This is a genomic window from Psychrobacter sp. JCM 18902 (assembly GCF_904846615.1).
Lineage (GTDB): Bacteria > Pseudomonadota > Gammaproteobacteria > Pseudomonadales > Moraxellaceae > Psychrobacter.
On sequence record NZ_CAJHBK010000001.1, the window covers coordinates 2,751,804 to 2,767,315 of the forward strand.

Below are 15,512 nucleotides of genomic sequence, written 5' to 3' on the forward strand. Positions count from 1 at the left end.
TACTTATAAGCCTCTAAGAATTTTAAAAGTCAAAATTTAAGCACAAAAAAACGCCATGACTGGCGTTTGATTTTGTAATAGAAGACTAAACTTTGAAATGGGTAAGCTCATAGCCGAGTTGCTGGTAATGCTTATATTTAGCGCGGCCTGCCTCAGTGCTGACCGTATCAGGTTTGATAAGCTCTAGAATACGAGTTGGCAATGTATTGCTGGTAGCATTTATAAAGTCATTAACGGGACGTATCGTAGTATTGAGTACGATCCCTTTAAAGTCGGCTGGCATATAGCTGGCAAGCAACACTGGTGCTAATAATTGATTATTAATATCAATATGAACACCGTCAATATCGGCGCCTTCAGGATTAGAATCTAAAAGGCGTTGATGCGGTATAAAGCTCGTATCGTCTTGTGCCCAAAGGGCTTGATCAAGCGTCGACAGCAATGCATCGTCTTTTTCGATAAGAATCAATAACGACTGGCTGCTTTTATTGAGCGCCGTCTGGGTCAGCTGACAAATAAAGCCCAAGAAATCTTGGGCTTTATTCTCAGTTAATACATAAAAGCTAACTTTCATAGAGTGGTTTTCATTGAATGGTGATTCATCAATAGATTATGCCATATTTGCGCTATTTTTTAGGTATTGCATGAATAATGGCACTGGACGACCAGTCGCGGCTTTGTCTTGACCTGAAATCCATGCCGTACCAGCGATGTCTAAATGCGCCCATGCTTGACCTTCTTCGATGAAGCGCGATAAGAAACAGGCAGCAGTCACAGCGCCAGCACCTTTACCACCGATATTTTGAATATCAGCGATAGGGGAGTCAATCTGCGTTTGATACTCGTCATCCATTGGCATGTGCCAGATTAGATCGCCTGATAAGTTACTGGCGTTTTCTAAGTCAAACAACACATCTTCGTCATTACTAAAGACTGCCGAGCGTACATGACCCAACGCAACCACACAAGCACCAGTCAAGGTTGCGACATCAATGATGGCTTTTGGCTGATAATACTTCTGCACGTAGCATAAGGTATCGCACAATACTAAACGACCTTCAGCATCGGTATTTAGGATTTCAACGGACTTACCGTTCATTGCTATGATGATATCGCCTGGACGCGTTGCCTCTCCTGATGGCATATTTTCAGCACAAGCTAGTGCACCGACGACATTGATCGGTAGACGCGCTTCACATAATGCTTTTAGGGTACCGAGTACCGCAGCAGAACCGCCCATATCAAATTTCATCTCATCCATCGCCGCACCCGGTTTGATTGAGATACCACCTGAATCAAAGGTAACACCCTTACCAACAAGCACGATAGGGGCATCATCGTGTGCACTTTGGGCATTGTCTTCGCTATTTTGGTCAGCTTTTTTAGCGGCTTTTTTGCTAGCAGCTTTGGTTGGTAGTTTATCAGCCAAGGCTTTGAGACCGCCAGCTACTTTTGCGCTGTTGGTGGTGGCTTTGCTAGTATGGCCATCAGCATTGACGCTAAAATTAGACTTGCCACGATACTCCATCAGTACCAGCTTGCCTTCTTTAGTAGAGCCTTGCGCGACCGATAAGAAGCAGTTCATACTCAGTGCTGACATCTCGTTTTCACCAAGTACCGTGACTTTTAAGAGGTCAGGATAAGTGGCTGCCAATTCTTGTGCTTGTTCTGCCATATACGCTGGGAAACAGATATTACCCGGCTCATTGGCGACATCACGGGTCAAGCTTTGACCAGTAAAGACCGCTTGTGCAAAGTTTAATGAGTCTTCTAAAGACGACTCTGCCAATAAGTAGATGTCTGTTAAAACAGGTGTTTGCTGCTCAGATTTGTACTTGTCAAAACGATAGCTTGCTGCCAATAGGCTCAGCGCAAATTGGCTAAACTGGTTTTCTTCTAAGCTATCACCTAACGCCACAGTGATAGAATCGACGCGTTTTTGGGTGCTCTTATAAATGGTCTTGGCAATTTTTTCTAGAACGCTATGACGCAATTTATCAACATTACCCACACCGACTAATAATAGCTGTACTGGATTTTCTTTGGTGGTTTTCTTATCACCCGCTAGCGCATAGTCAGCGACGGTTTCACAAGCTTTGCCGTTAAAGTGTGATACTTCAATCAATTGCTCAATGCGGGTTTGATAATCGCTCAATACTGACTCAGCTAAGATATTTTTTTGATCATCAATTAAGACGACAAGGCAGGCCGCGTCTTTACTTTTCGCTTCTTTTTTGAGGATTTTTTGCGTATGAGTTTTTGGCAGTGTTTGGGTTAATTTAATATTCATATATTTATCCTTATTGGGGTTATGACATTATAGTTATGACGTTAACGCTATGAAAATGGCAGATTTTTTTAATTGCTGATACCTGTTAAATTATCAGATTGTTTGGCCAATCAAGCAATCGCAATAGTGTAGCATATTGCGAGGTGAGTGCGCAGTGAGCAAGGTTTAGGTCATGGGTTCGAACCGCTTATTAGCTATTAACTAACTCATCGGTTGCTACTAAAGCGGCAAATCTATCTTGCAGTGCTGCCATGGCGGTAGCATGCATGGTATCAGCGCTGATTTTCTCTTTTTTATAGTCAGGCAGGTCGCGAGTGGCACAAGCATCATGGCAAACAAAACTGTCAAAGCCTAAATCAAAGGCGGCTCTCACGCTTGAGCTAACACACATATGACTCATAAAACCTGCAAAAATAATTTGCTGTTTTTGCGCAGCTGAAATAAGTGCTTGCAGCTGGGTATCATGGAACGCATTGGGATTTTTTTTGACGATGACGGTTTCGCCATCCTTTGGTTGTAATTCAGCGATAATCTCGACGTTAGATGATAAAGGATCAAAAACGTTGCCATTATCTGCGCCGTGATGGGCGATATGGAATATCGGAGCGTTCTGTATACGAGCTTTATCTAGCAATAGTCGCGCATTTGCAATGGCATTCGTACCAGCTTGCCCCAATGGCATCGCACCATCGACATATTCGTTTTGATAGTCAATAAAAACTACGGCGCAATTTGACCAATTGAGCGTATCAAATTGACCACCAGCGATTTCAAGTAAAGTAGAAGGGGTAGAACCGAGTTTATTTGTCATTAATATTCTCCATTGGGCGAGCTAATTAGGAATTTTTAGTTTTCTCAGTTTAACAAGTAATCCTAATGGTGCGAGGGCAGTGATACGAATGACACACAAAGGTTTCCAAATGACATCAAGTAAAAATGTTATATAAAGACTTAATAAAAAGGCTTCTTAGATAAGACAAACTAATGAGTTAAGTTCTCATTATTTTTTTCATATCATATCTATTATTAGTGAACCATACAGCGTTATAGGAAGATGGACGCAATGTTTGCAAACACATTTCACAGCCATTTTTGAGCAAAATATGCTAGGATTAGCGGTTATCTTTATCGCTAATTTTTACAGCATGTCGCTAACCCGTCTCGCAGATATTTTCATATCTTTTGCCGTTGCTTTTAGGGCTGTTTAAGTATCTGATTGAGCAGCACGGTCTTGTATTTCTATTGTCCAGTTATCGGTATCAGCTATTTTATTTAGAGCTATCCATAATTGTCAGTGTTTGCCAATAAAGCTGCGATAAATCGTGCGACTATCAACCTTTTTAAAAGAGTGCCCATTGTGATATTACGCCGCTATATGACTCAACAAGTTGCCTCAACGACCGCATTGGTCTTGGGGTTTTTAGTGGTGATGATGCTGGGCGGTCGTTTGATCCGTTACTTTGGTATTGCCGCAGAAGGCAATCTAGATATCAGCTTGTTATTTACCATCATTGGTTATAATTTGCCGTACTTTTTAGAGCTTATCCTGCCATTAGCATTTTTTATCGCTCTAATGCTGGTATTCGGGCGGCTGTATGTCGATCAAGAAATGGCGGTGATTAATGCCAGTGGGGTGTCGCGTGGTAAACTTGCCCGTTTGATGACGCCTTTAATCCTGGCGTTGTTTGTTGGTGAAGCGGCTTTATCTATCGTTGGTAAACCGTGGGGCGTACGCTCATCAGAAAGTGTCTGGCAACAGCAAGCATTGACCAGCGCTTTTGATTTAATTCGTCCCAATGAATTTATTAGTAGTGGCAATTATCATTTGTATGTGGGCAGCTTGAGCGATGATAAAAAGCAATTGCAAGATGTCATATTGATTCAATCTGAGCCTGAAAAAAAGGGCAGTGCCGCTAAAAATAACACTGCTAAAGAGGCTGCTGTCGATGTTAAAAACACCATCGATCCAGAAACGGCTGAGCAATTAAATATTTCAGACATGCCAAATATGCCAACGGCGATTACTAATAATACCAACATCAGCAAAGATACTATCACGTTGGCTAAGCGTGCCGAGCAAGTAGACACGGGTAATAGCGGTGTGACCCAATTGGACTTGTTCCAAGGGCGTCGTTATGAAGTCGGTGCTGGCAGTCTGAAATACAATCAAGTGGGCTTTGATCGTTACCGCATTACTTTGACAGAATCCTCAAAAGAAGTCATCACTGAAGATAATATCGAAACGCAAGCGATTGGACCATTATGGCAAGCCGCGACGGGTGGTACGGCAAGTAGTGGCAACTCGCTGCGTGTGGCACAAAGTGAGCTTGGCTATCGTTTGGCATTGCCGTGGTTGATGATCATTGCACCAATGCTCGCTGTACCACTGGCACAAGTACGCCCGCGTCAAGGTCGCTGGTTGCGCCTATTTCCTTCGATTTTATTGTTTGTCAGCTGTGCGCTGGGTATTATTTCACTTAAAAATGCTGTTAGCAAAGGCAGCGTGAGCGTCTGGGCATATGCGTGGCTCATTTTAGGATTTATGGCATTGGCGCTTTATATGAATTGGGGTAGCCGTGTGCAGCATCGATTACGCTTTCGCAAACCGAAGAACACGCCTTTAACAGTTGCCGATCATCAGAGCAGTGGCTCACAAGGAGGGCAGTCCTAATGAGTGTCTTATCTTCTAAACCATCTAATCCTGACTCGCAAAACGCTCATGCTAAGTACGCTCGCAAACCTGCCAAACTAAAAGTGCTGAGCCGTTACGTCAAGCTGAACGCTTTGCTCGCAATCGTCGGAGCTGTCATAGGCTTGTGGGCATTACAGCTGGTATTCTCTTATTTGTCTGAGCTGGATTCGTTAGATGATAGCTATACGATGGGCGAGGCGATTAAGTATATTTTTTATCGCTCGCCTTATTTTTTAGAGCAATTTATTCCCACTGGCGCATTGCTAGGTGCAGTGGTCGGCTTGGGCTTGCTTGCCAATAAAAGTGAGCTGGTCGTGATGCGTGCCGCTGGCGTCAGCGTTTATCGTATCGTCGGTTGGGTATTGCAGCCTGCTTTGATTTTTGTGTTGCTCGCATTGATTATCAATCAGTTCGTGCTGCCGCACTCTAATCAATTGGCAAAAGAAATCAACGACGAAGATAGCAGTTCATTGGTCACATCGGTACGCGGTTATTGGACGTTGCAGCCACGCTTTGAGAGTACAAAAGACGGCAGTGCCAAGCCAGATGGTAGCGATATTTTGTATATCGATTATGCTGATGTGCAAGGCAATATCGGTGAAGTTAAACGCTGGCATTTAGACAATAATGGCAATCTGCAAACGGCCATTCACGCTGAGGGTGGTAAATATATTGGTCGTGAACCTGTTAATCCTGCCAGCAGCAAACCGAGCGAGCAATATCGCTATGAGTGGCAGCTGAACAACATGACCAAGCTGATGATTAATCAGGGCTTTGAGAGTAGCCAAGCCATCTCACCGTCAGATATTTTAAGCCTGCCCTTTGCCCCAGAATCGGTATATCTGCTTACCCGTAAGGCAGAGGATTTGTCATTGACTCAGCTGTATGAGCATCGTCAATTTATGCGCCAACAAGGCACACGCTCGTTAAGTCATGAGCTGGCTTTTTGGCAAAAGCTACTGTCACCATTATCGATTTTATCGCTGGTGATTGTTGCCTGCTCATTCGTCTTTGGCTCACTGCGGACGCATAGCTTGGGTTTACGTATTGTCGTTGCATTACTATTTGGCTTGCTGTTTAGTTATGTGCAAGACTTGGTTGGCTTTGTCTCATTGGCGACTGGATTTTCGCCATTATTAATGGTGATATTACCGATTATCGCCAGTGCGATATTGGGTGGATATTTGCTCAAACGGCAGATGTAGCCAGATATCATGTGCCATCAAGAAGCCCACTAAGACACTATGTTTTAGCGGGCTTCTTTGATTATACAGCTTTTAAGACATAAGCTTTTAAAGCTTAGTCTTTCGTCGCCATGGTAATCGTATAGGTCTTACCTTGTTTGATCTTTTCGCTGTTGCCAAACACTTCGGTAAACGAGCGCTTCATAAACTGACGCAAGCCATTGATGGTGACCACGTAAAAACGCCCACCTTTACGCATACGGGCATAGGCATCGAGGAAATATAAATAATGCTGCTCTTTACCTACTTTGGCTGGCAAGTTTGACATCACAAGGCTAAAGTCTTTGTCTTTTGCTACGTGATTGAAGCCATTTGATAAATGCACATCGACGTTTTTTAGACCGTTTTTCTCACAATTTAGGCGTGCATATTCTACCGCCATAAAATCTTTATCAATCAACGTATGCAGACCGTTTGGACATTCACGCGCTGCCGTCATACCGAGTACGCCATAACCACAGCCCAAATCAATCGAGTCGTCATCCGCTTCAAAGTCAATATAATCAAGCAGCATCAAGCTACCGTCATCGAGCTTTTGCGGTGAAAAAATGCCCCACGTGGTCGAAAAATCAAATGGCTTACCCAGTACGTCTTGGCGAAAATTAATGTCTTCACGCCAATGTTGGGCGTTTTTCAATAGGTCAGCAGGTGGTCTATGGCTCATGAGATTCTCGGATAATGGATAAGTAAAAGGTGGTGCATTGCTCAGTTATGCAGCGTGCACATCATACGCGTATTGTAACGAGAAAAGGGTAGGTTTGCAGCTATGGTTCTTTAGATTTTATACTTTTATAATTTGTATGTTACATTATGGCTGCATATACTCTACTCACTGATAGATTCTTTTCGAACATTATAATCACATGGAATGTCGCATGAAAAATCTTTTACTTAGTTTGGCGCTCAGTTTAAGTGTTCTATCAGCGACCCCTGTCATTGCTGCCGTACCAGCTTTCTCTGCCGGTAAAATAGCTCAGGTTAAAATCAAAGACTTAAGCTTTAAAGAAGTAATGCGTCAGTTTTATAATGGTCAGATGTTCGATATTCATGTGGATTATATGGAAGATATACCGTATATCGGATTAGGGAAATATGATGATTCTGGCAGGGCGACTATCGCCTTAATGCGCCCTATTATTCAATATAAAAATACAGCTCGTGAAGATCGTTATCTGATTATTATTGAAAAAGCTCAGGTTTCTCATGGAGAAATTGATACTTGTCATATGTGTAAGGCAACAGCAGACTTATACAGTTTTAAAAAATTGAATAATGGATTGTTTCAGTTAGTGAGTCAAACACCGAAGGACGTAGAGTATTCGAGTAGTAATGGAAGTGTGGGGCTATATGCCGAAGATATTCAGGATGGTTTGCAGCCGTTAGGTAAGAATCTAGTAGGTAGTGTATTTACGAATTTTTATATGGGCCAAGGTGCAAGAGATGACTGGTGGGAAGCCTTACACCTACCTGAAAATGATTTCATCAATGTTTATTATATTGGTGATGCTGGCTCAAGCAATGAGCGTTACGATGAAGACTCACCTTTGTATTATGGTTATGAAGGGACTTTAAAAGTATTGTCGGACAATACCACTTATTATCCTATTATGTTGACTTACAAAGGCGAAAAGCCTACTGAAGATGATGAGCGTATTGAGACTATTAACTACAGTAAAATTGTGAAATTCAATCCGATAAAAAAAGCTTATGAATAGATTTAGTAAATGAGCTGAATATTTCCTTAAGAAAAGAATAGTACACAACCTATATCAGATTTAATTTCACTTAACCCCTTGGATGATGCTCTGCATGCAATTTCTGCAATCTTGCCGTCGCCACATGGGTATAGATTTGCGTAGTTGATAAATCACTGTGCCCAAGTAGTAACTGCACGCTACGTAAGTCTGCACCATGATTCAGCAGATGCGTAGCAAAAGCGTGACGTAGGGTATGCGGTGATAGTTCTTTATCGATACTGGCCACTTTGGCGTATTTCTTAAGCAAGTACCAAAAATTCTGCCGCGTCATATAGCCGCCTTGTGCGGTCAAAAATACCGCTTGGCAATTTCCTGATTTCAAATGTGCAATCAAATCACCACGAGCATGCGTTAGATAGTCTTCTAGCGCATCGCTTGCGTATTCGCCGAGTGGCACTAGTCGCGTTTTATTTCCTTTCCCTGTGATTTGAAGCCAGCCAGCATTTAGATTCACTTGCTCTAATGAGAGATTAATCAATTCACTCACACGCAGCCCGCAGGCGTATAGCACCTCTAACATGGCTTTATCACGGAGTCCTAGCGCAGTGCTGGTATCAGGCGAGGCAAGTAGATTATCGACATCTGCCTCTGCTAAGTCTTTGGGAAGTGGACGTCCGAGCTTGGGGCTTTTGATACGCTCGCAAGGATTGTCTTCACGCAGATTACTAGCAATCATCCATAGATAAAACTGACGCAAGCTTGAGAGCATGCGTGCCTGAGTACGTGGGGTTTTGCCTTCTTGAGTAAGGGTTGATAAGCAGTGCAGCACGTCATCAGGCTGCCAGCGTGTCAGGGCAATAGGATTGGTCAGCTCGCAGGAACGCAGGTCGCGGACATACGCATTACGAGTACGAGTCGCTAGACCACGTGCCAGCATGGCTTGACGAAACTCAGTCACATAACTGGGTTCATCATCTACTGCCAGCGCCTTAGGTTGGCGCTGTTGCACGGCACGATCACGGCTCATAACTCAGTACTCGATGGTTGAATGTTAGATAAGCGTTAGACACCATAATGAAGTGACTTCAGCACTGCGCGCGACATGTAGAGGGTCCGTATCATCTTGACTGCGACCATGCTTAGGTTGGGTGTCCAGACGATATTTTACGGCCAATCCAGCATCGGCAAACAAGCTTAGTAACTCATCACGGGTGCGTAGTTGCAGGTGCTCTGCCAAGTCCGACATTATTAACCAAAGCTCTCCGTGCTCAGCTAAGTGCTGTTTGGCACCTTGCAATACTCCACGCAGCATCGCGCTCTTGGCATCATAGACGGCGTACTCAAGAGACGAGCTTGGCTTAGCAGGTAACCAAGGTGGATTACAGACAATCAGATTGGCGAGTGGTGCATCAGTCGGATACAAATCGGCTTGCTGCAATTGTACGGCAGGTAACTCTAATCGTGTAAAATTCTCGTTGGCACAGGCCAAAGCACGTGGATTCAAATCCGTTGCGATCACTTGTGGAACACCGCGCTGCGCTAAGATAATAGCCAGCAATCCCGTGCCGGTACCGATGTCATAGGCGACATCATGGCTCGCTGGTAGCGGTGCATCGAGCAATAGCTGTACATACTCATGACGGGTTGGTGCAAACACACCATAATGCGGGAAAACTGATAACCCTAAGCTGTCTATTGGGACGCCTTTTTCGCGCCATCCTGCTGCACCAAGTGCACCTTGCAAGTCACGAAATGACAGCACACAAGACTCATCCATTGCCTTATCTAGTGGGCCAAAAGCGGCTGTACAAGCTGCACTGACATCGGGGGCGCGGCGTAGTTGGCTGACATAATTGGCATCAAGCTCTAGTAGCAAACGGCTTAATATGCGCGAACGCTGCGCTTGGAGTTGGCGCTGCTGATGAAATAGATTGGGTATTTCTTTAGAGTTGCTTGAACCAGATTCTGTTGTAGATTTAGCCGCTTTTTTTGCTTTACGCAGCTCGGAGCGCTCATTGGTACGATCTATGCGACGACCGAGCGCTTGTAGCAACTGGCGTGCATTATGAAAATCACCGCGCCACAGCAGTGAGCTGCCTTCGCAAGCTAAGCGGTAAGCGTCATCTGCGGTCGTTGTATCATCGACCAATACAATACGCGCAGGTGGCATATGATTGCTTTCAGACAACCAAAGAGCATTATGTAGAGTCTCGTTTTCTTGCCATTGTACATACTGCTTTTCTGTTTGTAACACGTAATAGCCTACCTTTTGTGAAAGATACTTCGCTTAAAATGCAAAGATACCTTTATATTGTTTATTGCGCTGTCAATGTTGTGCTGTGATCAATGCTTTGCTGCGGTAACTTGAGTGCATTTAAGCGCTTTTTTTCTTAACCAGATAACGATAAAGCGTGGCGCTGATTGGTGCATCCTCATCGCCAGCGACCATTATTTCATCGGGATCGACGTTTAGATTTACATTTTCAGCAAGCGTTTCTTGCTGCACAAGCTCATGTCCCAAATGACGACAAAAATTAGGAATGTCACGAGTGGTGGCTGGGTCGGTGGCGAGTATTTCAATCACCTCGCCAGCATCAGCGTTACGGATGGTTCGATGCAGCATCATGACTGGCTCAGGGCAAATCAGCCCTTGAGTATCTAAATAATGATTGATCGTCGTCTGCGTGGTAAAAGTGCTCATAGTAGTCATTTAAATCGATAATATAAGGTGAAAGTTTTTTGCGTCATTTATAAGTATGCTTTACGCTTCTTCAGCGATGTCTGTGTCTGTGTCTTTTTCTGCTTCTAGAAAATTAAAAAAGCGCTTAAAGCTCACTTTAAATAAAAACGCCACACCTAGCCAACAAGATAAGCCTAACCAGGCGGTATCAGCGAATAATAAGCCACCAACCAATATGATGGTCGATACGCCAATGCTCATGGCAATCATCGACGCTTGGTTTAAGCGATAACGATAAATCACCAGCGCATCATAAATAGTAATAGGAATCGTAAGCGCAACCAAGGCATAGGGCAAGTTATAGAAAAGTTGATAAAGCAGTTGATTGTCATGAAAGGCTTTGATACTGGCAATGGTGCCAAAGACCATAAAGGCGAGAATAGCGGCATAAATGAGATAAATCGCTATTTGATTCGCTCGCTGTGCGCCTTTGATACGGGCGATGGCAAGCGGCGCAAAACCATGTTGCGATTTGTTTTGCAGGGAGTGGTCTGAGACAGTGGTCATAATAATCAGGTATTTATCCGTGTAGAGTGACGATATGTCAGAATTGGCAGTGTTTTAATTAAGAGTGCTTTAACAGCAGGTTTATCGCTGATTTAATCGGCTTTGATAGCGTCGATGGCGATACTGCTACTGGGGTCAGCGAAATAAGTCGACATCAGAATGCAGGCAGAGATGTCGTCAATTGGGTCGCGTTCATGCTTAATCCAACCATTATCCCATGCAATCTCACGCGCTGCCACTGAAGTCAGGCGCTCATCACAAAGGCTCACGACCACTGGTAGATGCTGTTCCATGACTCGATGCGCTAGACGACGGGCAAATTTATGCGCACGTTTGGAGAGCATGGAGCTGCTACCATCCATATTAAGTGGCAACCCAACCACCACTTTTGCCACGCCCCAGACTTTGATAATACCGAGCAGATTATCCCAATCAGGCTGACCATTATTCATCGCCAAAATATCAAAAGCACGCGCAGTCTCGGTAATGGTGTTACCCAGCGCCATGCCCATCTTTTTTACCCCGTAATCGAGCGCCAAAATAAGATGAGGCTTAATAGCAGGTTCCGCCACAGTAGTGTCAGCAGTTTCGATTTCAATGCTCGTATCAGACTCTACCATCATTATGCATACTTCCTATTTCTATTGGGCGTGATTCATTTAGCTTAACGGCTTTAATTTAAATGCAGCTTTAATTTAAAAGGATACTTTAGCAACCGTAGCCAATCATTAAGCATGACCAATATCGCTACTAAGGTAATCAAAGTTCACCCCAATCTTATCCGCGGCAATTTGCCAGCGTTCTTCGAATGGTGTATCAAACAATAAATTCAGATCAGCAGGGCAGACAAGCCAATCGCCATTATTTAGTTCTTGATCGAGCTGTTTTTTACCCCAGCTGGCATGACCCAAGCACAGCTGATAATGCCCAACGCCTTGACCTGCGGCGATACGCTTAAGGATATCTTGACTGGTGGTAATACAGACGTTTTCTGAAATTGCAAAAGACGATGCCCATTCTGGTTGACCCGTATGCAGCACAAAGCCAACCTCTGGATACATCGGGCCACCCTCTAATGCCACATCTTCCATCACTTGCGCATCCGTCACTTCAATGTCTAAATCTTCTAGCAGTTTGCCCACGCGTGCCTGCTCTAATGGACGATTGACCATCAGACCGAGTGCACCGTGTTTATCATGGCGGCAAATATAGATCAGCGCCTGCTCAAACCGTGGGTCTGACAGTTCTGGTGCCGCGATTAAAAAATGATGGGTCAAATTGGCTTTAGACATAGAGACAAACGCACCCTAATATTGAAGGTAAAATAACAGAAATGACACACCACTATATGGCGATACTGAGGTGAAAATCAACCAAAGCAAATATTTAGCAGTGATGAGACACAGCGCTGCACAACTGGTTGATGAATGACCAAGCCTTTATTTCACATCGGTCAATAAGCTACGCGCATGGTCGCGAGTGACGTCAGTGATGATCACACCGCCAGACATGCGTGCCAACTCGTCGACTTGCGCGCTATCAGTCAGTATTAATAGCTCGCTTTCGGTCTGCTCGTCATGATGTTTTTGTACCAAGATATGCTGATGTGCTTGCGCCGCGACTTGTGCTTGGTGAGTAATGGCCAGTAGCTGCTGCGTCTGCCCAAGTGCGCGCAGTAGCTCACCGACCACTTGCGCCGTACCGCCACTGATACCGACATCGACTTCATCAAATACCAGCATAGGTTTTGCGGCATTATTATCGGCATTGGTTGCTTGCAGTACTTGCATCACCAGTGCCATTCGTGACAGCTCACCGCCTGAGGCAATCTTATGTAATGGCTGCATAGGCATACCGACGTTGGCGCTAAATAATAAATCAATATCATAGCAACCTTGTGCATTATAGTGGCTCGGCTCGGCCTTCTTGGTAAAGACAAACTCGCAGCGGGCGTTGGGTAGCGCGAGCGGTTGTAGTTGCTGCATTAATTGTTTGCTGACGATCGGCGCGGCTTTCGAGCGCTCTTTATTTAACTGAGTGGCGAATGCAAGATAGTCTTGCCAAGCCTGCTCAATTTGTGCCGCCATCGCATCACTGCTTGGCTCGTTTTCTAGCTGCTCTAATTGCGCTTCCCAGCCCTTTGCTTCATCGATTAAGTCGCTCGTTGGCAAGCTATGTTTACGTGATAAGCGATGTCCTAAGCTGATAAGACTGTCTAATGTCTGCAAACGCTCAGGATCAGGCAATTGTTGCTCAGCATAATCTGACAGTAAGCCTGTTACCTCAGTAATTTGTTGCTGTGCTAAATGCAGCTGTTCGGAGGCTTGCTCAAAAGTTTGGCTGACACTCATTTGGTTATCACAAAGCTTGATCGCTTGCCCAAGCAAGGTCATGACGTCTGGCTCATCCGTGTCATTATCAAGAAGATGTAAGCCATGACTGGCCTCGATCATCAAAGCTTCGATATTAGACAGCTCTTCGTGCTCCGCTTCGACTTCTGCATAATCAACTGCCAATAATGGCGCAATATCAGCAAGTTGGCTTTGCAATAGTTGAATACGGTCTTGGCGATGAGCCTCACGGCTCGCAATGTCTTCAGCACGGCGTTTGAGCTGCTGATAGGTTTGATAGCTACTGGCAGTTTGTAAAGCTAGAGACGTAATTTGCGCCATCTCGTCGAGCCATTGCACTACAAACTGAGGCTTGAGGAGCGCTTGCTGAGCATGTTGACTATGGATATTAACTAACAATGCACCTAAGCTCTTAAGCTCCGCCAAGCTGACAGGCGTGCCATTTAACCAAGCTTTTGAGCGTCCAGTATTACTGAGCTGACGACGAATGAGGACTTCGGGTTCTTCTAGTGCTCTATCATTTTTAGCGAACCACTCAGCGATGACATTGTTATGCTCCACATCAAACTGCGCATAAATATCAGCTTGCGCCGCCCCGTGTCTGACCATTGCACTGTCTGCGCGCTCGCCAACACACAAAGACAGCGCATCCAATAATAATGACTTGCCAGCACCGGTCTCACCAGTGATGACATTGAAGCCTTCAGCTACACTCAGCTCATGCTGAGCAATCAACGCAAACTGATGTAAAGTTAATGATACTAGCATCAATGCCTCTCATGACAGACAATAGACTTCATATACATCTCAAGAAGCCATATATAAAATAGGGTAGATAAGGGAACCAAATTATTCATTCAACCGTGTTAATGAGATAACTATTATAGGCAAATAGTATGGTGTTAAACGCGCTTAAATACAAACTTTCAAGCGATGTATAATAGATTTTATTGTTGGAAGATTACCATAAAACTGTCAAAAACTGGCTATGAGTCATCATCATAATATTCACAATATCAATCATTAAGATGATTAAGCCTATCAAAATGATGGCTGTGTACTAAGTATGGTTGCGGATTAGACTTATAAAAATAGTCCAATTGTAGCGATCAGGTGCTGACTCAAAAAAGGTGAGTAAATAAGTTTAAGATTCGCATCAAACAGCATTTTCCTAGTCGCTTTAACAAACTTTATAGATATAATGTGGTAGCATAATCTCACATAATGATAAACTCTTCTGATTAGATTAGTGCAGTGTAATATACGATAACGAGTCATAATTTTGTAAAATGATAGGCGTATAGTTGGAAGAGTATGCCACTCGGTCATTATTCTAAAGTATTTTCATAGAACCTGTGGCTAGCTTTAGCACACAGATATCTAGTATAGAAGGATACAGTACGTAGTACAGAGGTGTCGGTTAACGATGCAACTCTGGCGGTACTCTAACCAATTACTTATTTTTTAGTTTCGTAATGATTATTTGATAAGGAAGCCACTATGACAGCGGCGCAATTTACTAATGTAACAGTTAATGCTCAAGCGACGGTATCTTATGATGGTCGTTGTTCAAGCCACACTATTATGTTCGAAGATGGTCGACATAAAACATTGGGCGTTATCTTGCCTTGTGATAATTTGGTTGAGCATTATCATTTTAGCACCAATACCTCCGAGCGTATCGAGATCACAGGCGGTGAGTGTGAGGTCAAAATTAATGGTGACGAAGAATTCAGCTATTACCGCGCTGGTCAATCATTCGTGGTTGAAGGCAATAGTGGTTTTAATCTGCGAACAGAAGAAATTGTTCAATATATCTGTCACTTAGAAGGGTAAGTTTGCTAAAGCTGTTATTAAGTAATTGATGACAGCAAAAAGCCTTTTACTCAAAAAAAGAAAAACCTTATCGAATTGGTAAGGTTTTTCTTTTTCTGCTGATATTATTTATATGCAGATATCCATTTATTGATACAATTACTGTCATCTCTTTT

At 43.8% G+C, this 15,512-nt stretch carries 15 protein-coding genes; 4 read left to right on the forward strand and 11 right to left on the reverse strand.

From position 1 onward, the window contains the following. Positions 1-85 precede the first annotated feature (85 nt). The 3 genes from JMY05_RS11385 to JMY05_RS11395 form a co-directional block, all read right to left on the reverse strand. Positions 86-574 (reverse strand): DNA polymerase III subunit chi, encoded by a 489-nt coding sequence (locus JMY05_RS11385; RefSeq protein ID WP_045442980.1) that lies wholly within the window; start codon positions 572-574, stop codon positions 86-88. A 36-nt stretch (positions 575-610) separates the two neighbouring features. Beyond that, positions 611-2,290, reverse strand: a complete 1,680-nt coding sequence (locus JMY05_RS11390; protein ID WP_045442983.1) for a leucyl aminopeptidase — start codon at positions 2,288-2,290, stop codon at positions 611-613. A 190-nt stretch (positions 2,291-2,480) separates the two neighbouring features. Continuing rightward, positions 2,481-3,101, reverse strand: coding sequence for a cysteine hydrolase family protein (locus JMY05_RS11395; RefSeq protein WP_201615144.1), 621 nt, complete (start codon positions 3,099-3,101; stop codon positions 2,481-2,483). 564 nt (positions 3,102-3,665) lie between these two features. Between JMY05_RS11395 and JMY05_RS11400 the strand changes: the two genes are divergently transcribed. After that, positions 3,666-4,961: an LPS export ABC transporter permease LptF gene (locus JMY05_RS11400; RefSeq protein WP_045443735.1), complete on the forward strand. Its 1,296-nt coding sequence runs from the start codon at positions 3,666-3,668 to the stop codon at positions 4,959-4,961. Continuing rightward, entirely contained in the window at positions 4,961-6,187 is a 1,227-nt protein-coding gene (lptG, locus tag JMY05_RS11405) for an LPS export ABC transporter permease LptG (protein WP_201615146.1), read from the forward strand. The genes JMY05_RS11400 and lptG overlap by 1 nt, the downstream gene beginning before the upstream one ends. 94 nt (positions 6,188-6,281) lie before the next feature. Here the strand turns inward: lptG and JMY05_RS11410 are convergent, their stop codons facing one another. Continuing rightward, positions 6,282-6,890, reverse strand: a complete 609-nt coding sequence (locus JMY05_RS11410; protein WP_045442989.1) for a class I SAM-dependent methyltransferase — start codon at positions 6,888-6,890, stop codon at positions 6,282-6,284. Positions 6,891-7,101: 211 nt separating this feature from the next. Between JMY05_RS11410 and JMY05_RS11415 the strand changes: the two genes are divergently transcribed. After that, on the forward strand, positions 7,102-7,941 hold the full coding sequence (locus JMY05_RS11415; RefSeq protein WP_201615148.1) for a hypothetical protein: 840 nt from the start codon (positions 7,102-7,104) through the stop codon (positions 7,939-7,941). 70 nt (positions 7,942-8,011) lie between these two features. On the opposite strand, the gene xerD is transcribed toward JMY05_RS11415, so the two are convergent. The 7 genes from xerD to recN form a co-directional block, all read right to left on the reverse strand. Continuing rightward, the gene (xerD, locus tag JMY05_RS11420) at positions 8,012-8,950 is read right to left on the reverse strand and encodes a site-specific tyrosine recombinase XerD (RefSeq protein ID WP_045442992.1); all 939 of its coding nucleotides are present in this window, start codon (positions 8,948-8,950) and stop codon (positions 8,012-8,014) included. Positions 8,951-8,974: 24 nt separating this feature from the next. Then, on the reverse strand, positions 8,975-10,177 hold the full coding sequence (locus JMY05_RS11425) for a methyltransferase (protein WP_045442994.1): 1,203 nt from the start codon (positions 10,175-10,177) through the stop codon (positions 8,975-8,977). 120 nt (positions 10,178-10,297) lie between these two features. Further along, complete coding sequence (gene tusA / locus JMY05_RS11430) at positions 10,298-10,624, reverse strand: sulfurtransferase TusA (RefSeq protein ID WP_201615150.1); 327 nt, start codon at positions 10,622-10,624, stop codon at positions 10,298-10,300. Between the two features lie 60 nt (positions 10,625-10,684). Next, complete coding sequence (locus JMY05_RS11435; protein ID WP_045442997.1) at positions 10,685-11,170, reverse strand: hypothetical protein; 486 nt, start codon at positions 11,168-11,170, stop codon at positions 10,685-10,687. A 92-nt stretch (positions 11,171-11,262) separates the two neighbouring features. Further along, entirely contained in the window at positions 11,263-11,793 is a 531-nt protein-coding gene (ruvX, locus tag JMY05_RS11440) for a Holliday junction resolvase RuvX (RefSeq protein WP_413786573.1), read from the reverse strand. A gap of 105 nt (positions 11,794-11,898) precedes the next feature. After that, positions 11,899-12,462, reverse strand: coding sequence for a YqgE/AlgH family protein (locus JMY05_RS11445; protein ID WP_045443003.1), 564 nt, complete (start codon positions 12,460-12,462; stop codon positions 11,899-11,901). Between the two features lie 147 nt (positions 12,463-12,609). After that, entirely contained in the window at positions 12,610-14,289 is a 1,680-nt protein-coding gene (gene recN / locus JMY05_RS11450) for a DNA repair protein RecN (RefSeq protein ID WP_201615152.1), read from the reverse strand. Positions 14,290-15,021: 732 nt separating this feature from the next. Here recN and JMY05_RS11455 point away from each other — a divergent pair. Continuing rightward, the gene (locus tag JMY05_RS11455; RefSeq protein WP_045443006.1) at positions 15,022-15,357 is read left to right on the forward strand and encodes a pyrimidine/purine nucleoside phosphorylase; all 336 of its coding nucleotides are present in this window, start codon (positions 15,022-15,024) and stop codon (positions 15,355-15,357) included. The last annotated feature ends 155 nt before the right edge of the window (positions 15,358-15,512 follow it).